This is a genomic window from Janibacter sp. RAF52, assembly GCF_052114035.1.
GTDB lineage: Bacteria > Actinomycetota > Actinomycetes > Actinomycetales > Dermatophilaceae > Janibacter > Janibacter hoylei.
Genome location: NZ_JBFRDY010000006.1, coordinates 46,497 through 65,982 on the forward strand (window position 1 = coordinate 46,497; position 19,486 = coordinate 65,982).

The window sequence follows — 19,486 nt, forward strand, 5'->3', positions numbered from 1 at the left end:
GCTCAGCGTAGCCGTCGGTGGCGGCGTCTATCGTGGCGCCATGCGCCAGTACCTCGACCTCCTCGAGCACGTCCGCGACCACGGGGTCGTCAAGTCCGACCGGACCGGCACGGGCACCCGGAGCGTCTTCGGCCACCAGATGCGTTTCGACCTGTCGGAGGGTTTCCCCGTGCTCACGACGAAGAAGCTGCACCTGCGCTCGATCATCGGTGAGCTGCTGTGGTTCCTGCGCGGCGACACCAACGTGCGCTGGCTGCAGGAGCGCGGCATCAGCATCTGGGACGAGTGGGCCGACGAGCAGGGTGACCTCGGGCCGGTCTACGGGCACCAGTGGCGCTCCTGGCCGACGCCCGACGGGTCGACCGTCGACCAGATCGCGCAGGTCATCGAGGGGCTGCGGACCAACCCCGACAGCCGGCGGCACATCGTCTCCGCGTGGAATGTCGCCGAGGTCGGCGAGATGGCGCTGCCGCCCTGCCACACGATGTTCCAGTTCTACGTCACCCCGGCGAGCGAAGGGGGCCGCCCCCGCCTGTCGTGCCAGCTCTACCAGCGCAGCGCCGACATCTTCCTCGGCGTGCCCTTCAACATCGCCTCGTACGCGCTGCTGACGATGATGGTCGCGCAGCAGGTCGACATGGAGCCGGGCGAGTTCGTCCACACCCTCGGTGACGCGCACCTCTACCTCAACCACCTCGAGCAGACGGACCTGCAGCTGACCCGCACCCCCGGTCCGCTGCCGCGGATGGAGATCGCGCCCCGCGACTCGATCGACGCCTACGAGCTCGAGGACTTCACCCTCGTCGGCTACGAGGCCGCGCCCTCGATCAAGGCGCCGATCGCCGTATGAGCCTGCCCCGCCCCGTCCCCGAGGAGCTGCGCGGCCGGGTGCCCCTGCTCGCCGCCGCCTACGCCGTGATGACCCGGGAGGGCGACGGCGGGCCCGAGGTGCTGCTCCAGCTGCGTCGCGGCACCGGATTCATGGACGGCTGGTGGGCCTGCGGGGCCGCCGGCCACGTCGAGGACGCCAGCGCCCCGAGCCAGGCCCTGGCGCGCGAGGTCGACGAGGAGCTCGGCGTGCAGGTCCTCGAGGCGACTCCCCTGACGACGGTGCAGCGCTCGACTCTCGCCGGGGTGCGCGAGCAGCGCGCCGACTTCTTCTTCCACGTCACCGCCTGGTCGGGCGAGCCGACGCTGCGCGAGCCGGACAAGGCGGCCGACCTGCGGTGGTGGCCGCTCGCGCAGCTGCCCGCGCTCGTCGTGCCGCACGAGCGGGTCGTGCTGGAGGGGCTGCGGGACGGGGGGCTGGCTCCCTTCGTCGAGCTGGGGCACGACCAGCGGCTCGTCCTCGTCGCGGCGCTCGGGGCCAACCGGGCCATCGGCGTCGACGGGGGCATGCCGTGGCACCTGCCCGAGGACCTGGCGCACTTCAAGGCGCTGACCATGGGCGGCACGATGATCATGGGGCGGCGGACCTGGGACTCGATCGGCCGGGCGCTGCCGGGCCGCACGACGATCGTCGTCACCTCCGACCACGCGTGGTCGGCCCCCGGCGCGATCGTCGTCCACTCGCTCGCCGAGGCCCTCGTCGCCGCCGGCCCCGGCGAGGTGCACGTCGTCGGTGGCGGTGAGATCTACCGGCAGACGATCGACCTGGCCTCGCGGCTGGAGCTGACCGAGATCGACCGCTCGCCGGAGGCGGAGGTCTTCTTCCCCGAGGTCGATGCGCGCGTGTGGCGCGAGGTGCGCCGGGACCCGCGCGAGGGCTTCGACTTCGTCACCTACGAACGTGAACCTCATAGGTTCGCTAACAGGTAGATCAACCATATCTGTTTATTTTCGTCGATATCGCTGTAGAGTGTTCACATGACCTCCGTGGCCACCCTCATCGGTGACGTCGTCGGCTCCCGCAGCGCGGCCGACCGCCGTGGTCTGCACGCGCGGCTCGAGGAGGTCATCGCCACAATCAACGCGACGACCGACCCCGTGCACCCGGTGCGGATCACCGTCGGCGACGAGTTCCAGGGGGCGTGGGCCCGCCGCGGGCAGGCGGTGCACGCTGCCCTGCTGCTGCGCACCGGGCTGCTGCCGGAGGTCGAGACCCGCTACGGGCTGGGCCACGGAGAGGTCACCGCGCTCAGCGACGACGGCACCGTCCAGGACGGGCCCGGCTGGTGGCTCGCCCGCGAGGCCATCACCCTGGCCAAGGACGCCGAGAGTGCCGCCCGGGCCGACGGTCGCGTCGTGCGCACCCGGTGGCGCGAGGACTCCCCCACCGGCACCGCCCTCGACGCCGCCCTGCAGCACCGCGACCTGCTCCTGGCCGACCTCGACGAGCGCTCCCACCGACTGCTGCGGGGACTGCTGCACGGCACCAGCCAGCGGGCGCTCGCCGAGGCGGAAGACGTCTCCCCCACGGCCGTCTCGCGGCGGGTGCACCGCGACGCCCTCGACCACCTCGTCCGCCTCGACGCCGACCTCGGAGGGCTCCCGTGAGCGTCCTGTCCGTCCTGCTCATCACCATCGGTCTCGCGGACCTGCTGCGCAGCCTCGGCCCGCAGCCCTCCGACGCGCCTCGTGAGACCCGTGGCGTGCCCGCCGCCGGGGTGCTGCTGCTCGTCGTCATCGCATCCGCGACCGGCCTGCTCGCGACCTGGGGTGGCGTCGCCCTCACGGCTCTCGCGGTCGCCGGTCTCGTCGCGTGGCTCGTGTGCGCGGAGCGGGCCGACCGGGGCCGCGGTCACGCGCTGGCACTCGGTGTCTTCGCCGCGGCCGTGGGCGTTCAGCTGCTCGCCTCCGGCTGGGCGCCGCCCGTCGGCGGGTGGTTCGCCGACTGGCTCGCCTGGAGCCACCTGCCGTGGCAGCCGGCCCCCGACCGAGCGCTGCTGCTCGCCGGGCTCACCCTCGTCCAGCTCGCGACCGGCAACCGGCTCGTGCGCCTGGTGCTCGTGACGACGGGCGCCCTGCCGGCCGGACCGGTGACCGGCGGCGTCGACGGCGAGCTGCGCGGCGGGCGGCTGCTCGGCCCACTCGAGCGCCTCTTCATCCTCGGGCTAGGCCTGGCCGGTGAGCTCACCGCCGCCGGCCTGGTCATCGCCGCCAAGGGGCTCATCCGCTGGCCCGAGCTGAGGTCGCACGCCCGCAGCGAGGACGACACCCGCGCCTCCGACATCGACAAGGTGACCGAGTACTTCCTCGTCGGCAGCTTCGTCAGCTGGCTCGTCGCGCTGGGAGGGCTGCTGCTCGCCGCCTGAGCCCCTCCGTATGCTGACGACGTGCCCATCCTCAGCGAGACCACCGACGACGTCACCGTCCTGACGATCGACCGCACCCACCGACGCAATGCCCTCGACCTGGCGACGCTCGAGGAGCTGCACGCCGCGGTCGTGGCCGCCGTCGAGGGCGGGTCGAGGGCCCTCGTCCTGACCGGCGCCGAGGGGCACTTCTGCGCCGGCGCCGACCTCACCGAGCTCGAGGACGTCTCCTTCACCGAGCGCCTCGCGGAGGTGCTCCAGCACCTCGCCGCGGTCCCCGTGACGACGATCGCCGCGATCTCCGGCTCGTGCATGGGTCTGGGCATGCAGCTGGCCGTCGCCTGCGACATCCGCGTCGTCGACTCCCCCGCTCGCTTCGCCGTGCCCGTCGCCAAGCTCGGCCTCATGGTCGACAAGTGGACCCTCGACCGCGTGACCCGCATGTGGGGCGAGGGCGCCGCCCGCCACATGGTGCTCACCGCCGCCGTCCTCACCGACGACGACGCGTGGCGCCTCGGCTTCGCGCAGGAGCGCGGCGGCCTGCGCACCGCTCTCGGGCTGGCCCACCGCACGGTGGCGCTCGCCCCGCTCACCCAGGCCGGCTCGAAGCTCGGCATGGGCGCCACCCCCGGCCCAGACGCCGACTACGCCGCCGCCTTCGCCCGCGCCTGGGCCAGCGACGACCTCGCCGAAGGGCAGCGCGCCTTCGGCGAGCGCCGCTCCCCCCGGTTCGTCGGCCGCTGATGACGACCGCCGACGCCAGCGTCCGCAGCGCCACGGCCGACGACGCCACGACCGTCGGGCAGGTGCAGGCCCTCGTCTGGCAGCAGGCCTACGACGGCGTCGTGCCACCGCAGGTGCACGCCGCCTTCGACCCGCGGGCCTTCGCCGCGGCGTGGGCGGACTCCCTTCGCACACCGCCCGAAGGGGTGCACCGCCTCCTCGTCGCCTGCGCCGGCGAGCAGGTGGTCGGGTTCGTCGCCATCGGCCCCAGCCAGGACCCCGACGCCGGGCAGACCACCGGTGAGGTGACCGCCCTCGGGGTCCACCCCGGGCACCGGCGCCAGGGTCACGGCTCCCGCCTGGTCAACGCTGCCGTCGACATCCTGCGCGAGGCCGGCGCCGAGCACGTCGCGACCTGGAGCCTCGTCGAGCACGAGGCCCTGCGCGGCTTCCTCACCGGCGCCGGGCTCGTGCCCGACGGCGCCTACCGCGACCGCGTCATCTCCCCCGACGGCGACACCGCCCGGGAGGTCCGACTCGTCGCGGCCCTCACGGACGAGACGCCGTGAGCGCGGCCCCCTTCGCCGCCGAGCACGCCGCCGCCCGCCGCCAAGGACTGTCCGTCGGGCTGGCGACCGGCGTCTACGGCGTGAGCTTCGGGGCCCTCGGCATCGCCGCCGGGCTCGACGTGTGGCAGACCGTCGCGCTGTCCCTGCTGCTCTTCACCGGCGGCTCGCAGTTCGCCCTCGTCGGCATCATCGCCTCCGGCGGCAGTTCGGTCACCGCCGTCGCGACCTCCACCCTCCTCGGCATCCGCAACGGGCTCTACGGGCTCCAGCTCGCCCGCGTGCTGCGGCTGCTCGGGTGGCGCAGGGCGGCCGCCGCCCACCTGACGATCGACGAGTCGACCGCCGTCGCCCTCGCCCAGGAGCAGCCCGAGGTGCAGCGCACCGGCTTCTGGGCCGCCGGGCTGGGCGTCTACGCCTTCTGGAACCTGTCGACCCTCGTCGGCGCGCTCGTCGGCAATGCCATCGGCGACCCGCGCGTGTGGGGCCTGGACGCCGCCGCTGCTGCCGCCTTCGTCGCGCTCATCTGGCCCCGGCTCAAGGACCGCACCGGACAGGTGACGGCCGCCCTGGCCGCCGCCATCGCCCTCATCAGCTTCGCCCCGATGCCGGCCGGCGTGCCCGTGCTCCTCGCCGCCATCGCGGCGATCGTCATCGGACTGGCCTCCGCCGGGCCGAGCAGCGCCCACGACATCGAGCAACCGGAAGGAGACCTGCTGTGAGCGCCACCAGCCTGTGGGTCTGCGTGCTCGCCGCGTGCGTGCTCGGCTTCGTGACGAAGTACGTCGGCTACCTCGTGCCCGAGTCCCTCGTCGACGGTCGGCGCCGGTCCCGGATCATCGGGCTGCTCCCGGTCGCCCTGCTCGCCGGCCTGCTCGTGACGCAGACCGTCGGCGGCGACGACGGCATCGTCGTCGACGCCCGTCTGGCCGCCGTCGCGCTGGCCGTCGTGCTGCTGTGGCTGCGGGCCAACTTCGTCATCGTCGTCTTCGCCGCCGCCGCGCTGGCCGCGGGCCTGCGCGCCCTCGGCTGGGGCTGACCGCGCGGACGCCGCGGGACACGCCCCGGTCAGAGACCGAGGACGTGCTCCAGACCGACCGTGACGCCGGGGTGCTTGGCGACCTCGCGCACCCCCGTGAGGACACCGGGCATGAAGGAGACCCGGTCGAAGGAGTCGTGGCGGAGCGTCAGCGTCTCGCCCTCGTTGCCCAGGAGCACCTCCTGGTGCGCCACGAGCCCGCGCAGACGCACGGCGTGGACCGGCACACCCTCGACGCTCGCACCGCGCGCGCCGTCCGGGTCGTCGGTCGTCGCGTCCGGGACCGGACCGAGCCCGGCCTCCGCCCGGGAGGCGGCAATGAGCTCAGCCGTGCGGGTGGCGGTGCCGCTCGGGGCGTCGACCTTGCGCGGGTGGTGCAGCTCGACGACCTCGACCGACTCGTAGAAGCGCGCCGCCTGCTTGGCGAACTGCATCATCAGCACCGCGCCGATGGCGAAGTTGGGGGCGATGAGCACGCCCACTCCCCCCTTCGCCTCGACCTCGGTGCGCAGCTGCGCCGCCCGCTCGTCCGTCCAGCCGGAGGTGCCGACGACGACGTGGACGCCGCGCTCGACGCAGTGGCGCACATTGCGCTCGCTGGCGGACAGGACGGTGAACTCGACGACGACGTCGGCGCCCCCGAGATCGCCCAGGTCGTCGCCCTCGTCGAAGCGGCCTACGAGCTCGAGGTCGTCCGCACCCTCGACCGCCTCGCAGGCCGTCGCACCCATGCGCCCTTCGGCGCCGATCACTGCCACCTTCGTCGTCATGGGCACAGCCTACGAAGCCGGGCGACACGCGCTCGACCGGGCAGCGTGTTCACCTTCCGTTCACTTTGGTGCTACGGTCATACATGAACAGAAAGTGAACAGGAGGTGTCCGCAATGACCGTTACCACCCTCAAGAAGACCGAGACGACTCGACCCGCCCCGAAGCTGACCTGCACCTGGGTCGCCGTGCGTGGAGAGGACGGCCGGACCCGCATGGAGATGCGCTGGATCGACGAGACCCGTCGCACCGCGCGTCACGCTGCCTGACCGAGCCAACGCTCCCCCGCACCAGGAAGCCCCCGACACCGCACGGTGCCGGGGGCTTCCTCATGATGCCTGCGTCCATCACCCGGACGGCGGGAAATCGAGGACGCGCTCGACCTCGCTGCCGATGACGCTCGGGGCGCCCGAGTGCGGGACGAGGATCGCCCCCACGACGACGAGCACGAGTGCGATGACCCCGATGAGCAGGCGCACGGCCTTCATGGTTCCCCCTGGTGTGTGGCGTGTGTCCGGATCACCGTAGGAGAGGGTCGCGCGGCTCGCCCGTCGACCGTCCACAGGCACGACGAAGGGGGCCGACCCTCCCGGAGGAGAGCCGGCCCCCTTGCGGAGACCCGAGTGGGTCAGTCGTCCTGCGCGTCGCGCGACTCGTCGGAGCCCTCGCCGGAGGCCGCGGAGTCGTTGTCGCCGCGGCGGCGACGACGGCGACCGCCCTCGCGGCCACCCTCACGACCACCGTCGCGACCGCCCTCGCGGCCACCCTCACGACCGCCCTCACGGCGACCGCCACGACCACCCTCGTCATCGCCCTTCGAGTCGGCGGCCAGGGCGGCCTCCTGCTCGGGGGTGAGGACGGCGGCGAGGCTCAGCTTGCCGCGGGGGTCGATCTCCTTGAGCTCGACCTGGACCTTCTGGCCGATGGCGACGACGTCCTCGACGGCGTCGATCCGCTTGCCACCGACGAGCTTGCGCACCTCGGAGATGTGCAGCAGGCCGTCCTTGCCCGGCGTCAGCGAGATGAAGGCGCCGAAGGTCGTGGTCTTGACGACGGTGCCGAGGAAGCGCTCGCCGACCTCGGGCATCTGCGGGTTGGCGATCGCGTTGATCGCGTTGCGCGCGGCGTCGGCGGACGGGCCGTCGACCGCACCGATGAAGACGGTGCCGTCGTCCTCGATGCTGATGTCGGCGCCGGTGTCCTCCTGGATCTGCTTGATCATCTTGCCCTTCGGGCCGATGACCTCGCCGATCTTGTCGACGGGCACGTTGACCGTGATGATCCGCGGAGCGGTCGGAGCCATCTCGTCCGGGGCGTCGATGGCCTCGTTCATGACGTCGAGGATGTGCATCCGCGCGTCACGAGCCTGGGTCAGCGCGCCGGCCAGGACCGAGGCGGGGATGCCGTCGAGCTTGGTGTCGAGCTGGATCGCGGTGACGAACTCGCGGGTACCGGCGACCTTGAAGTCCATGTCGCCGAAGGCGTCCTCGGCGCCGAGGATGTCGGTCATCGCCGCGTAGCGGGTCTCACCGTCGACCTCGTCGGAGACCAGACCCATCGCGATGCCGGCGACGGCGGCGCGCAGCGGCACACCGGCGTTGAGCAGCGACATCGTCGAGGCGCACACGGAGCCCATCGAGGTCGAGCCGTTGGACCCGAGGGCCTCGGAGACCTGACGGATCGCGTACGGGAACTCCTCGCGGGAGGGCAGCACCGGCAGGAGCGCACGCTCGGCGAGCGCACCGTGGCCGATCTCGCGGCGCTTCGGGCTGCCCACGCGGCCGGTCTCACCGGTCGAGTAGGGCGGGAAGTTGTAGTTGTGCATGTAGCGCTTGCGCGTGACCGGGCTCAGCGAGTCGATCTGCTGCTCCATCTTGAGCATGTTGAGCGTGGTGACACCCATGATCTGGGTCTCGCCGCGCTCGAAGAGCGCCGAGCCGTGCACGCGCGGCAGGACCTCGACCTCGGCGCCCAGGGCGCGGATGTCGGCGAGGCCACGGCCGTCGATGCGGACCTTGTCGCGCAGGATGCGCTGGCGGACCTGCGCCTTCTGCACGGAGCGGAAGGCCGCGGACAGCTCCTTGTCACGGCCGAAGAACTCACCGGGAGCCTCCTCGGTCCCGGCGAGGGAGGCCTTCATGGCGTCCTTGATCTCGTCGAGGCGCGACTCGCGCTCCTGCTTGCCGGCGATGGTCAGCGCGGTGGCGAGGTCACCGGAGGTGGCGGCCTCGACGGCGGCGTAGGCGTCGTCCTCGTAGTCGAGGAAGATCGGGAACTCCTGGACCGGCTTGGCGGCCTTGGCAGCCAGGTCGGCCTGCGCGTCGCAGAGCGTCTTGATGAACTGCTTGGAGGCCTCGAGGCCCTCGGCGACGACCTCTTCGGTCGGGGCGGTCTTGCCCTGGGTCTTCACGAGGTCCCAGGTCGACTCGGTGGACTCGGCCTCGACCATCATGATCGCGACGTCACCGCCGTCGACAACGCGGCCGGCGACGACCATGTCGAAGGTCGAGCGCTCGATGTCGCTGAAATTCGGGAAGGCGACCCACTGGCCGTCGATGAGCGAGACGCGGACGGCACCGATCGGGCCCGAGAAGGGCAGACCGGAGATCTGGGTCGACGCCGACGCGGCGTTGATCGCGAGCACGTCGTACTGGTGGTCGGGGTGGACCGACAGCACCGAGATGACGACCTGGACCTCGTTGCGCAGACCCTTGCGGAAGGTCGGGCGCAGCGGGCGGTCGATGAGCCGGCAGGTGAGGATGGCGTCCGTGCTGGGACGGCCCTCACGGCGGAAGAAGCTGCCGGGGATGCGACCCGCGGCGTACATGCGCTCCTCGACGTCCACCGTCAGCGGGAAGAAGTCGAAGTGGTCCTTGGGGGTCTTGCCGGCCGTCGTGGTCGACAAGAGCATGGTCTCGCCGTCGAGGTAGGCGGCGACGGCGCCGCCGGCCTGCTTGGCGAGGCGGCCGGTCTCGAACCGGATGGTGCGGGTGCCGAACTGGCCGTTGTCGATCGTGGCCTCGGCGAACTGGATCTCAGGACCCTCCATCGGGTCCTCCTTTTCTCTCTACTACCGGGAGCATCGTCGTTGTGCCCCGGTCAGGTCTTCGGTCTGGACGATCTTCGGTTGTCACTCTTCAGTTGTGCCGGAGGGAGGATCCCCCCGGATACGCGAAGAAGCGGCCCCCAGGGACGGGAACCGCTCTTCACGAAGCTGTTATCGGCGAAGGCCGAGGCGCTTGATCAGCGCACGGTAGCGCTCGATGTCGGTGCTCTCCAGGTAGCGGAGGAGCCGACGGCGCTTGCCGACGAGGAGCAGCAGACCACGACGGCTGTGGTGGTCGTGCTTGTGCTCACGAGCGTGCTCGGTGAGGTCCTTGATGCGCTGGGTGAGGAGCGCGACCTGGACCTCCGGGGAGCCGGTGTCGCCCTCGACGGTGCCGTACTCGGCCATGATCTGCTTCTTGACTTCAGCGGTCAGCGGCATGCTGCGACACTGCTCCATTCTTGGTTCGTTGCGCGGCGCGCCCGGGCTGGTTCACCGGGGCTCTGTGGATCCGCGGCCGATTCTCACGGCAACCGTTGAAGGTTAGCAGCGGCCTCCCCTTCGTCCCTAATCAGAAGTTGATCATGTGGCCGGCGATGCCCTCGACGGCCTCCTTGACCGCCTCGGACAGCGTCGGGTGCGCGAAGACGTTGCGGGCGACCTCGTCGGCGGTGAGGTCCCACTTCTGCGCGAGGGTGAGGACCGGGAGCAGCTCGGTGACGTCGGGGCCGATCATGTGGGCGCCGATGATCTCGTTGTGCTCCGCGTCGGCGACGACCTTGACGAAGCCCACCGCGTCGCCCAGGCCCATGGCCTTGCCGTTGGCGGTGAAGGGGAAGGTCGCGGTCTTGACGTCGAAGCCCTTGTCCTTCGCCTGCTCCTCGGAGTAGCCGAAGGAGCCGATCTGCGGGTGGCAGTAGGTCGCGCGCGGGATGAAGTCGTAGTCGACCGGCATGGTCTCGGCACCGCTCATGTGCTCGGCGGCGACGACACCCTGGGCCTCGGCGACGTGGGCGAGCATCATCTTCGCGGTGCAGTCACCGATGGCGTAGACGTTGTCGACGTTGGTGCGGCAGTACTCGTCGATCGCGATGGCGCCGCGCTCGGTGAGCTCGACCCCGATCGACTCCAGGCCGTAGCCCTGGGTGCGCGGGGCGAAGCCGATGGCGGACAGGAGGCGGTCGGCCTCGAGGACCTGGGCGTCGCCCCCCTTCGCCGGGGTGACGGTGACCTTGACGCCGGAGCCGGTGTCCTCGACGGACTCGACCTTGGTGCTCGTCATGACCTTGACGCCGAGCTTCTTGTAGTGCTTGGCCAGCTCCTTGGACACGTCGGCGTCCTCGGTCGGGACCATCCGGTCGAGGAACTCGACGATGGTGACGTCGACGCCGAAGTTCTTGAGCACGTAGGCGAACTCGACGCCGATGGCGCCGGAGCCGGCGATGATGATCGAGCCGGGCAGGTTGTCGTCGAGGATCTGCTCCTCGTAGGTGACGACGTTCTTGCTCACCTCGACGCCCGGGAGCATGCGGGTGGTCGCGCCGGCGGCGATGATCAGCTTGTCGAAGGAGACCGTCCTGGTCTCGCCGTCGTTGAGCGCCACGTCGACGGTGTTGGCGGAGGTGATCGTGCCCCAGCCGTCGATCTCGGTGATCTTGTTCTTCTTCATGAGGAAGTGGACGCCCTTGACGATGCCAGCGCTCACCTGACGGGAGCGGGCGTGCGTCGGGCCGAAGGACATCGTGGCGTCGCCCTCGATGCCGAACTTCTTCTTGTCATGGGTCAGGGTGTGCGCCAGCTCGGCGTTCTTGATGAGCGCCTTGCTCGGGATGCAGCCCACGTTGAGGCAGACACCGCCCCAGTACTTCTTCTCGATCACCGCGACCTTCTGGCCGAGCTGCGCGGCGCGGATCGCCGCCACATAGCCACCGGGTCCAGCACCGAGCACAACGACGTCGAAATCAGCCATGTCCGACAGCCTAGCCACTGGTCGGTTAGGTTCTGACACGTAGTCCAGATCACACCGTGGTGAGCCGAGGAGTCACATGAGCAAGCACGTCGAGACGGAACCCCTCGTCGAGGAGCGCGACGGCGTCGAGCGGGTCCGCACCGACCCCGACCGCCCTCCGGTCGCCGTGCGGGCACCGCACCTGGTGACGGGAAGGGAGAAGCTCGTCTTCGCCCTCATCGCCCTGCTCGGGGCGGTCGGCTGGTCGATGATCGCCGTCGTGCGCGGCGAGCACGTCAACGCCGTGTGGTTCGTCTTCGCGGCAGTGTGCACCTACATCATCGGCTTCCGCTTCTACGCCCGGCTCATCGAGTACAAGGTGCTCAAGCCGCGTGACGAGCGCGCCACTCCCGCAGAGGAGTTCGAAAACGGCACGGACTTCATGCCGACCGACCGGCGGGTGCTCTTCGGCCACCACTTCGCGGCCATCGCCGGCGCCGGACCGCTCGTCGGGCCCGTGCTCGCCGCCCAGATGGGCTACCTGCCGGGCACGCTGTGGATCGTCATCGGCGTCGTCTTCGCCGGCGCGGTCCAGGACTACATGGTCCTGCACCTGTCGATCCGTCGCGGCGGGCGCAGCCTGGGCCAGATGGCCCGTGACGAGCTCGGCCGGGTCGGTGGCATCGCCGCCATCCTCGGCGTCCTGACGATCATGCTCATCCTCATCGCGGTCCTCGGCATCGTCGTCATCGGCGCCCTGGCCCACTCCCCCTGGGGTGTCTTCTCCATCGCGATGACGATCCCGATCGCCCTCTTCATGGGCCTCTACCTGCGCTACCTGCGGCCCGGCGCCGTCGGCGAGGTCTCGCTCATCGGTGTCGGGCTGCTCGTCGTCGCGATCGTCGCGGGCGGCTGGGTCGCCGACCACCCCACGCTGTCGGAGACCTTCACCCTCGAGCCGATCACCCTGGCCTGGGCGCTCATCGGGTACGGCTTCGCCGCCTCGGTCCTGCCCGTGTGGCTGCTCCTCGCTCCCCGCGACTACCTGTCGACCTACATGAAGGTCGGCACGATCGCCCTCCTCGCGGTCGGCATCCTCGTGGCCCGCCCGGAGGTGAAGATGCCGGCCGTCACCGAGTTCGCCTCGACGGGCACCGGTCCCGCCTTCGCCGGGTCGCTCTTCCCCTTCCTCTTCATCACCATCGCGTGCGGTGCCCTCTCCGGCTTCCACGCGCTGATCTCCTCGGGCACGACCCCGAAGCTCATCGAGAAGGAGAGCCAGGCCCGCTTCATCGGCTACGGCTCGATGCTCACCGAGTCCTTCGTCGCGGTCATGGCGATGGTCGCCGCGGTGAGCATCGACCAGCACATCTACTTCGCGATGAACGCCCCGGTCGCCCTCACCGGCGGCGAGCCGGGCAGCGCGGCGGACTACGTCAACGGCCTGCCGCTGCTCACGCCCTCGGGCACCCCTGTCCCGCCGGTCGACGCGGCCACGCTCCAGCAGGCCGCGGACAGCGTGGGCGAGGAGACGATCATCTCCCGCACCGGAGGCGCACCGACGCTCGCCTTCGGCATGAGCGAGGTGATGAGCGTCTTCGGCGGCGAGTCCCTCAAGTCCTTCTGGTACCACTTCGCCGTCATGTTCGAGGCCCTCTTCATCCTGACGACGGTCGACGCCGGCACCCGCGTCGCCCGCTTCATGTTCTCCGACGCCCTGGGCAACGTCCCCGGCCTGGGCCGCTTCAAGGACCCGTCGTGGCGACCCGGCGCGTGGCTGTGCAGCCTCATCGTCGTCGCCGGCTGGGGGTCGATCCTCGTCATGGGCATCCTCGACCCGCTCGGGGGCATCTACACCCTCTTCCCGCTCTTCGGCATCGCCAACCAGCTGCTGGCGGCGATCGCGCTGGCGGTGGTCACGACGGTCATCGTCAAGCAGGGCAACCTGCGGTGGGCGTGGATCCCCGGCGTCGCCCTCGTCTGGGACCTGCTCATCACCCTGTGGGCCTCGGCGCTGAAGATCTTCAGCAGCAACCCCAAGATCGGCTACTTCGCCCAGCGTGACGCCTTCGTCGAGGCGCGCGACCGCGGCGAGCTGCTCACCGGCGCGAAGTCGGCGGCCGACATGGACAAGATCATCTTCAACTCCGGCGTCCAGGGCACCCTGTCGATCATCTTCGCGGTGCTCGTCATCATCGTCGTCGCTGCCGCGGTGGCCGTCATGGTCCGGGCCGCGCGGGCGGGCGGCCTGCCGACGAGCGAGACGAAGGGGGTCCCCTCCAGGATCTTCGCCCCGTCGGGACCGATGGCCACCGAGCACGAGAAGGCGGTGCTGCAGGAGTGGCGCGAGGCGGGCCTCGACCCGTCACCCGCCGCACGAGGTGGTCACGGGTGACCGCGGCGACGGGCTCTCCCTTCGACGTCGTGCGGCGGATGGGCCGCTTCGTGTCCGGGGTGACCGGGGCCGACCGCTACGAGCGGTACGTCGAGCACCTCGGGCGGGTCCACCCTGACCGGCCGGTGCCGTCGCGCGCGGACTTCTGGCGGGAGCACTACGCCCGGCAGGAGCGCAACCCGGGCACGCGCTGCTGCTGAGTCAGTCGTCGACGCCCGCGAGGTCCTCGTGGATCGCGCGGGCGATCGGCGCGGCCGTGCCGCCGCCCGTGCCGCCCTGGGAGACGACGACCGCGACGACGTAGCGCGGCCGGGTCGTCGGGGCGTACGAGACGAACCACGCCGTGTCCTCCTTGCCGTAGACCTCGGCCGTCCCGGTCTTGCCGGCGACCGGCCACTGCCGCAGCGGGAAGCCGGCGAAGGCCGACCGGGCGGTGCCGCCGGGCCGGTCCACGACGTCGCCGAGCGCCGAGCGCAGCAGGCTGCCGGACTCCCCGGGCAGGTCGACCTCACGCGTCGCCGGCGCGTCGAGCCGGGTGCGCCGGCCGTCGGGGGCGATGGTCGACCGACCGAGGTGGGGGCTCGGCTCGGTGCCACCGGTGGCGATCGTGCCGTAGACCTGGGCCATCTGCAGGAGCGTGGCGGTGACGTCGCCCTGCCCGATCGACAGGTTGACCTCGTCGCCGGGGCGGAACTGGTAGCCGCTGCGGCAGTTGTCCCGCTCGAGGGCGGTCAGGTAGGCCCGCTGGGTGCGGTCCTCGACCTCGGGGTGGCCGCGCTTCGCAGCGCGGCAGGAGGAGTCCTTCGTCGTGCGCCACCACTCGCGCTTCCACTTCCGGTCGGGGATGCGGCCGCTGGACTCCGCCGGCAGGTCGATGCCCGTCGGGGCGCCGAGCCCGAGGTCGCGGGCGGTGCTGATCAGGGGGTCGCCGGCGTCGTCGCCCGAGAGACCGCCCTGGTCGCGCCAGACCCGGTCGGCGACCCGGTAGAAGACCGTGTCGCACGAGACCTTGATCGCCTCGCGCCAGCTGATCATGCCGTAGGCCCGTGACTCGAAGTTGTTGAAGGTCCGCCCCCCGGTGCGGTACGACGACGAGCAGTTGACCTCGTCGTCGAGGTCGGTGCCGGCGGCGACCGCGCCGGGCAGCGTCACCGCCTTGAAGGTCGAGGCCGGCGGCTGCGCCACCCCGGTGACCCGGTCGATGAGCGGGCTGCCCTCCCCCGACGTCAGCCGGTCGTACTGGGTCTGGGTCACCCCCTGGGACCAGACCGAGGGGTCGTAGGTGGGCACGCTCGCCGAGGCGACGACCCCGCCGTCACGTAGGTCGAGGACGACCGCGGCCGCGGTGTCGGCGCGGTGGCCCCGGTCGCGGGCATCGGCCACCCCGTCGGCGAGGGCCCGCTCGGTCGTGCGCTGCACGTCGAGGTCGAGGGTCGTCACGAGGTCGGAGCCCGCGACCGGCTCCTCCCGGTCGGTCTCCTCGACCGGCACGCCACGGGCGTCGACGCGCACGTCGCTGTGGCCCGGGGTGCCTCGGAGCATCTCGTCGTACTGCAGCTCCAGGCCGGCGGCGCCGACGAGACCACCGTCGTCCCCCTCCGACCGGGTGAGGTAGCCGGTCGTCTGCGGAGCGCCACCGCCGGCCGCGCGGGGGTAGGCCCGCACCGGCTGGTTGGTCACGGTGACGCCCGGGTAGAGCTCTGGTCGCTCGGTGAGCGTCGCCGCGGCCTGCGGGTCGACGTCGACGGCGAGCGGCACGGGCACGAGGGCGGAGCCGGCCCAGCAGTCCGGCGGGTCGGCGGCTCCGGGCGCACCGCACAGGGCCGTGCGGCCCCACATGCGGTCGAAGGGGAGGTCCAGCGCCTGCGCGAGGCGGCGCACCGTGGCTCGGCCACCGTCGTCGGCGTCGGCCAGAGCGCGTCGGTCGATCGTCACGTCGGTGCGCACCGCATTGTCGACGAGCGGCCGACCCTCGCGGTCGAGGATGCGGCCGCGCAGGGCCGGCAGGGTGACGCGGGAGGTGCCGGGACCGCTCGCGCCGTCGGCGCCTGCCGGGTGGTCGGTCAGCTGCAGCTGACCGAGGCGACCGATGAGGACACCGGCGAGCAGGGTGAGCACGGCGAGGGAGGCGAGCATCCGCGCCTGCATCCGCGGGGCGCGAGGCTTCATGCCCACCGCCGCTGCACGAGGGTGGCCTCGACGCGCTCGACGAGGGTCACGAGGACCAGGCCGATCGTCGCGGTGGCGATGACCTGCCAGGCGAGGGCGCCCCAGGCGACCGGGCGCGCGCTGCCGAGGTCGACGAGCACCGGCGCGGCACGGGTGACGAGGCAGGCGCCGACGACGACCGGCAGGGACCACCACCAGGGGTGCCCGGCACGACGGTGCGCCGAGCCGGCGAGCCACCCGGCCGCCGCGTACCCGAGGGCGGACAGACCGAGGGGGACCCCGACGGGTGGCGCGAGGTCCACGAGCCACCCGCCGACGAGGCCGGTGAGCGCACCGGCTCCCGAGCCCGCGGCGAGGGCGACGCCGACGACGACGAGGACGACGAGGTCGGGTGGGGCGACGACGCCGCGCGCGCCCAGGGTGAGCACGGCGACGAGCGCCAGGGCCAGCAGGACCAGACGCACCGGCCACCGCAGACCGGTCACGACGAGCCGCCTGCGGCTCGCCCGGGTCCGGTGACGACGGCGACGACGTCGACGGTCGCCAGGTCAGCGGCGGGCTCGACGACGGCCGTATCGGTCAGCTGGCCGGGGGCCCGCTCCACCCGGGTCACCGTGCCGACCGGGACACCCGGCGGGTAGGGCCGCTGGCCGGGGCTGCCGAGGGTGACGACCTCGTCGCCCTCGCGGGCCCGGTCCCGGGTCAGCTGGGTGATGACGAGCTCGTCCGCGGCATGGGTCGTCGTGGGGTGCGACCCCGACAGTGTGCCGATGACCCCCTTCGCGCCCGTACGGACGCCGACGGAGGAGTCGGCACCGATGACCTCGACGTCGCTCGTCCACTCCCCCACGGACACGACGCGACCGACGAGACCATCCGGGGCGATGACCGCGCTGTCGGCGCGCACACCGTCGCGCCGGCCGACGTCGACGGTGACCCGCTCGGGGCCGGAGGCGCCCGCGCGGTCGAGGGCGACGACTCGGGCCGTGACGGACTCGAGGTCGGGGTCGAGGCGCTCGAGCTCGTCGCCCACGCCCTCGCGGTCCTCAAGGCGGCGCACCTGCTCGTCGAGGCGCAGGTTGTCCTGCTCGAGCCGGTCGGTCTCGTCCGGCCCCGGCGCGACGAGGCGCTCGACCGGCCCGAGCACCTGGTCTCCGACGCCGCGCAGCGGCCCGAGGGGCGCCCCCGCGAGGTCGGCGAGGAGCACCAGGGCCGTGAGCACCAGCAGCACCGGCAGGACTCGGCGACGCATCAGAAGCGATGACCGTCGACGAGCACGGGCTGCAGGGCGGCGAAGTCGTCGACGCACCGGCCCGCGCCGCGCACGACGGCCCGCAGAGGTGTCTCGGCCACGGTCACCGGCACACCGAGCTCGTGGCGCAGGCGGGCGTCGATGCCGCGCAGCAGGGCGCCGCCCCCGGTGAGGGTGATGCCGCGCTGGAGGACGTCACCGGCCAGCTCCGGCGGGCAGCGGTCGAGCACGTCACGCACGAGGGCGACGATCTGCCCGACCGGTGCGGCGATGGCCCGGCGGATCTCCGCGGAGCCGACGTCGACGGTCTTGGGCAGACCCGTCACGAGGTCGCGACCACGCACCCGGGTGGTCACCTCGCGGGCGAGGGGGAAGGCGGAGCCGACCTCGACCTTGATGAGTTCGGCGCTGCGCTCCCCGAGGAGCAGCGAGAGGTGACGGCGGACGTGGTCGACGATCGCGTCGTCGAGGGCGTCACCGGCGACGCGGGTGCTGCGCGAGGCGACGATGCCGCCGAGGGCGATGACCGCGACGTCGGTCGAGCCACCGCCGATGTCGACGACCATCGAGGCCTCGGTGTCGGTCACCGGCAGGCCGGCGCCGATGGCGGCGACCATCGGCTCCTCGACGAGGTAGACGCGTCGGGCGCCGACCCGCAGCGCGGCCTCCTCGACCGCGCGCCGCTCCACCCCGGTGACATCGCTCGGGATGCACACGACCATGCGGGGTCGGAAGACGCTGGAGACCCCGACGCGGTCGGTGAACCAGCGCAGCATCGCCTCCGCGGCGTCCGGCTCGCTGATGACGCCGGCCCGCAGCGGTCGCACGGCACGCAGGGCGCCCGGGGTGCGCCCGAGCATCTCCTTGGCCCGGCCACCGGCTGCGGCGAGACCGCCGGTCTCGACGCTCAGCGCCACGACGCTCGGCTCGTCGAGCACGACGCCGCGACCCTGCTGGTGGATGAGGGTGTTGGCCGTCCCGAGGTCGATCGCCAGGTCGCGGGCCAGCGTCGGGAGAGCTCGGCGTCCTCGTCGGGCTCCCGTCACGTCAGAGGCTCGGGAACCAGATGCCGATCTCGCGGTCGGCGGACTCCGGGGAGTCGGAGCCGTGGACGATGTTTTCGTCCACCGTGCCCGCCCACTTGCGGCCGAGGTCGCCGCGGATCGTGCCGGGGGCGGCCTCGGTCGGCTTCGTCGCGCCGGCGAGGGAGCGGAAGCCCTTGATGCACTCCTGGCCCTCGATGACGACCGCGGCGACCGGGCCGGAGGACATGAAGTCGAGCAGCGGCTCGTAGAACGGCTTGCCCTCGTGCTCGGCGTAGTGCGCGGCCAGCTGCTCGCGGGTCGGGGTGACCACGGCGAGGGCGGCGAGGGTGTACCCCTTCGCCTCGATGCGGCGGATCACCTCACCGGTGAGGCCACGGCGGAAGCCGTCGGGCTTGACGAGGATCAGGGAACGTTCGGTCTGCGCAGTCTCGGTCACGGGGCCCAGCGTAGTCACGCCGAGATCGTGCCCGTACCCAGCAGGGCGAAGAGGCCGAGCGCCAAGAGGATCCGGTAGATCATGAAGGGCGTGAAGGTGTGCGTCTCGATGAACTTCATGAACCACGCGATGACGGCGTAGCCGACCGCGAAGGCGATGACCGTGGCGATGATGATCGGCCCCCAGCCGGTCTCGCCGGTGCCCTCGCCGCCGGCGATCTTGACGACCTGCAGGCCGCCGGAGGCGATGACCGCCGGGATGGCGAGGAGGAAGCTGTAGCGGGCAGCCGCCTTGCGGGTGTACCCCATGAAGAGACCACCGGCGATGGTGCCACCGCTGCGGGAGACGCCGGGGATGAGCGCGAGCGCCTGGAAGAGCCCGTAGCCGATGCCGTGCCGCCACGTCAGGTCGGTCAGCTCGCGTCGCTGGGTGCCGACCCGCTCGGCGGCCATGATGACGAGCGCGAAGACGAGGAGCATCGTCGCCGTGATCCACAGGCTGCGCAGGGTCGTCTCGATCTGGTCCTGGAAGAGCACGCCGAGCAGGCCGATGGGGATCGTGCCGATGATGACCAGCCACCCCATGCGCGCGTCGGGGTCGTCCGTGGCGACCTTGCCCGCGAGCGAGAGGCACCACTTGCGGATGATCGTCGTGATGTCGCGCCAGAAGTAGATGACGACGGCCGCCTCGGTGCCGAGCTGGGTGATCGCGGTGAAGGCCGCGCCCGGGTCCTCCTGACCCATCAGCTGGCCGACGATCGAGACGTGCGCGCTCGAGCTCACGGGGAGGAACTCGGTCAGGCCCTGGACGAGGCCCAGGACGATCGCGGTGAAGTAGTCCACGT

22 protein-coding genes are annotated in these 19,486 nt (G+C 71.8%); 11 read left to right on the top strand and 11 right to left on the bottom strand.

Annotated elements, in window-relative coordinates:
- Window positions 1-40: 40 nt before the first annotated feature.
- The 8 genes from AB4Y78_RS09435 to AB4Y78_RS09470 are packed head-to-tail and all read left to right on the top strand — an operon-like array spanning window position 41 to window position 5,582.
- Entirely contained in the window at window positions 41-850 is an 810-nt protein-coding gene (locus AB4Y78_RS09435; protein WP_007926111.1) for a thymidylate synthase, read from the top strand.
- On the top strand, window positions 847-1,818 hold the full coding sequence (locus AB4Y78_RS09440) for a dihydrofolate reductase (RefSeq protein WP_441713539.1): 972 nt from the start codon (window positions 847-849) through the stop codon (window positions 1,816-1,818). The genes AB4Y78_RS09435 and AB4Y78_RS09440 overlap by 4 nt, the downstream gene beginning before the upstream one ends.
- Before the next feature lie 48 nt (window positions 1,819-1,866).
- Window positions 1,867-2,496, top strand: a complete 630-nt coding sequence (locus tag AB4Y78_RS09445) for a SatD family protein (protein ID WP_265229706.1) — start codon at window positions 1,867-1,869, stop codon at window positions 2,494-2,496.
- Window positions 2,493-3,254, top strand: a complete 762-nt coding sequence (locus AB4Y78_RS09450; RefSeq protein WP_040880950.1) for a hypothetical protein — start codon at window positions 2,493-2,495, stop codon at window positions 3,252-3,254. The genes AB4Y78_RS09445 and AB4Y78_RS09450 overlap by 4 nt, the downstream gene beginning before the upstream one ends.
- Window positions 3,255-3,275: 21 nt before the next feature.
- Window positions 3,276-3,998, top strand: coding sequence for an enoyl-CoA hydratase-related protein (locus AB4Y78_RS09455; RefSeq protein WP_441713538.1), 723 nt, complete (start codon window positions 3,276-3,278; stop codon window positions 3,996-3,998).
- Window positions 3,998-4,546: a GNAT family N-acetyltransferase gene (locus tag AB4Y78_RS09460; RefSeq protein WP_007926103.1), complete on the top strand. Its 549-nt coding sequence runs from the start codon at window positions 3,998-4,000 to the stop codon at window positions 4,544-4,546. The genes AB4Y78_RS09455 and AB4Y78_RS09460 overlap by 1 nt, the downstream gene beginning before the upstream one ends.
- Complete coding sequence (locus tag AB4Y78_RS09465) at window positions 4,543-5,265, top strand: AzlC family ABC transporter permease (protein WP_007926100.1); 723 nt, start codon at window positions 4,543-4,545, stop codon at window positions 5,263-5,265. The genes AB4Y78_RS09460 and AB4Y78_RS09465 overlap by 4 nt, the downstream gene beginning before the upstream one ends.
- On the top strand, window positions 5,262-5,582 hold the full coding sequence (locus AB4Y78_RS09470; protein ID WP_265229710.1) for an AzlD domain-containing protein: 321 nt from the start codon (window positions 5,262-5,264) through the stop codon (window positions 5,580-5,582). Before AB4Y78_RS09465 ends, AB4Y78_RS09470 begins: the two co-directional genes overlap by 4 nt.
- 29 nt (window positions 5,583-5,611) lie before the next feature.
- On the opposite strand, the gene dapB is transcribed toward AB4Y78_RS09470, so the two are convergent.
- Window positions 5,612-6,352: a 4-hydroxy-tetrahydrodipicolinate reductase gene (gene dapB, locus AB4Y78_RS09475; RefSeq protein WP_040880901.1), complete on the bottom strand. Its 741-nt coding sequence runs from the start codon at window positions 6,350-6,352 to the stop codon at window positions 5,612-5,614.
- A 114-nt stretch (window positions 6,353-6,466) separates the two neighbouring features.
- On the opposite strand from dapB, the gene AB4Y78_RS09480 reads away from it, so the two are divergent.
- Complete coding sequence (locus tag AB4Y78_RS09480; protein WP_156811740.1) at window positions 6,467-6,619, top strand: hypothetical protein; 153 nt, start codon at window positions 6,467-6,469, stop codon at window positions 6,617-6,619.
- A gap of 78 nt (window positions 6,620-6,697) precedes the next feature.
- Here AB4Y78_RS09480 and AB4Y78_RS09485 read toward each other — a convergent pair whose 3' ends face one another.
- The 4 genes from AB4Y78_RS09485 to lpdA form a co-directional block, all read right to left on the bottom strand.
- Window positions 6,698-6,838 carry a hypothetical protein gene (locus AB4Y78_RS09485; protein WP_441713537.1) on the bottom strand — a complete coding sequence of 47 codons (141 nt, stop codon included), beginning with the start codon at window positions 6,836-6,838 and terminating at the stop codon, window positions 6,698-6,700.
- A gap of 140 nt (window positions 6,839-6,978) precedes the next feature.
- Complete coding sequence (locus AB4Y78_RS09490; RefSeq protein ID WP_441713536.1) at window positions 6,979-9,399, bottom strand: polyribonucleotide nucleotidyltransferase; 2,421 nt, start codon at window positions 9,397-9,399, stop codon at window positions 6,979-6,981.
- A gap of 168 nt (window positions 9,400-9,567) precedes the next feature.
- Window positions 9,568-9,837, bottom strand: coding sequence for a 30S ribosomal protein S15 (rpsO, locus tag AB4Y78_RS09495; protein ID WP_007926089.1), 270 nt, complete (start codon window positions 9,835-9,837; stop codon window positions 9,568-9,570).
- Window positions 9,838-9,967: 130 nt separating this feature from the next.
- The gene (lpdA, locus tag AB4Y78_RS09500; protein ID WP_282070748.1) at window positions 9,968-11,365 is read right to left on the bottom strand and encodes a dihydrolipoyl dehydrogenase; all 1,398 of its coding nucleotides are present in this window, start codon (window positions 11,363-11,365) and stop codon (window positions 9,968-9,970) included.
- Window positions 11,366-11,441: 76 nt separating this feature from the next.
- On the opposite strand from lpdA, the gene AB4Y78_RS09505 reads away from it, so the two are divergent.
- Together AB4Y78_RS09505 and AB4Y78_RS09510 are read left to right on the top strand one after the other, a co-directional pair.
- Entirely contained in the window at window positions 11,442-13,739 is a 2,298-nt protein-coding gene (locus AB4Y78_RS09505; protein ID WP_441713534.1) for a carbon starvation CstA family protein, read from the top strand.
- The gene (locus AB4Y78_RS09510) at window positions 13,736-13,939 is read left to right on the top strand and encodes a YbdD/YjiX family protein (protein ID WP_265229714.1); all 204 of its coding nucleotides are present in this window, start codon (window positions 13,736-13,738) and stop codon (window positions 13,937-13,939) included. Before AB4Y78_RS09505 ends, AB4Y78_RS09510 begins: the two co-directional genes overlap by 4 nt.
- Before the next feature lies 1 nt (window position 13,940).
- Here the strand turns inward: AB4Y78_RS09510 and AB4Y78_RS09515 are convergent, their stop codons facing one another.
- The 6 genes from AB4Y78_RS09515 to AB4Y78_RS09540 are packed head-to-tail and all read right to left on the bottom strand — an operon-like array spanning window position 13,941 to window position 19,484.
- Window positions 13,941-15,908 carry a peptidoglycan D,D-transpeptidase FtsI family protein gene (locus AB4Y78_RS09515; protein ID WP_441713533.1) on the bottom strand — a complete coding sequence of 656 codons (1,968 nt, stop codon included), beginning with the start codon at window positions 15,906-15,908 and terminating at the stop codon, window positions 13,941-13,943.
- The gene (locus tag AB4Y78_RS09520) at window positions 15,905-16,393 is read right to left on the bottom strand and encodes a hypothetical protein (RefSeq protein ID WP_441713532.1); all 489 of its coding nucleotides are present in this window, start codon (window positions 16,391-16,393) and stop codon (window positions 15,905-15,907) included. Before AB4Y78_RS09520 ends, AB4Y78_RS09515 begins: the two co-directional genes overlap by 4 nt.
- Window positions 16,390-17,160 (bottom strand): rod shape-determining protein MreC, encoded by a 771-nt coding sequence (mreC, locus tag AB4Y78_RS09525; RefSeq protein ID WP_441713531.1) that lies wholly within the window; start codon window positions 17,158-17,160, stop codon window positions 16,390-16,392. The genes AB4Y78_RS09520 and mreC overlap by 4 nt, the downstream gene beginning before the upstream one ends.
- Window positions 17,160-18,206 carry a rod shape-determining protein gene (locus AB4Y78_RS09530; RefSeq protein WP_441713530.1) on the bottom strand — a complete coding sequence of 349 codons (1,047 nt, stop codon included), beginning with the start codon at window positions 18,204-18,206 and terminating at the stop codon, window positions 17,160-17,162. Before AB4Y78_RS09530 ends, mreC begins: the two co-directional genes overlap by 1 nt.
- 1 nt (window position 18,207) lies before the next feature.
- Window positions 18,208-18,642, bottom strand: coding sequence for a nucleoside-diphosphate kinase (gene ndk, locus AB4Y78_RS09535; protein WP_007926078.1), 435 nt, complete (start codon window positions 18,640-18,642; stop codon window positions 18,208-18,210).
- 14 nt (window positions 18,643-18,656) lie between these two features.
- A complete protein-coding gene (locus AB4Y78_RS09540; RefSeq protein WP_441713529.1) occupies window positions 18,657-19,484 on the bottom strand; it encodes an undecaprenyl-diphosphate phosphatase in 828 nt (275 codons plus the stop codon).
- Between the last annotated feature and the right edge of the window lie 2 nt (window positions 19,485-19,486).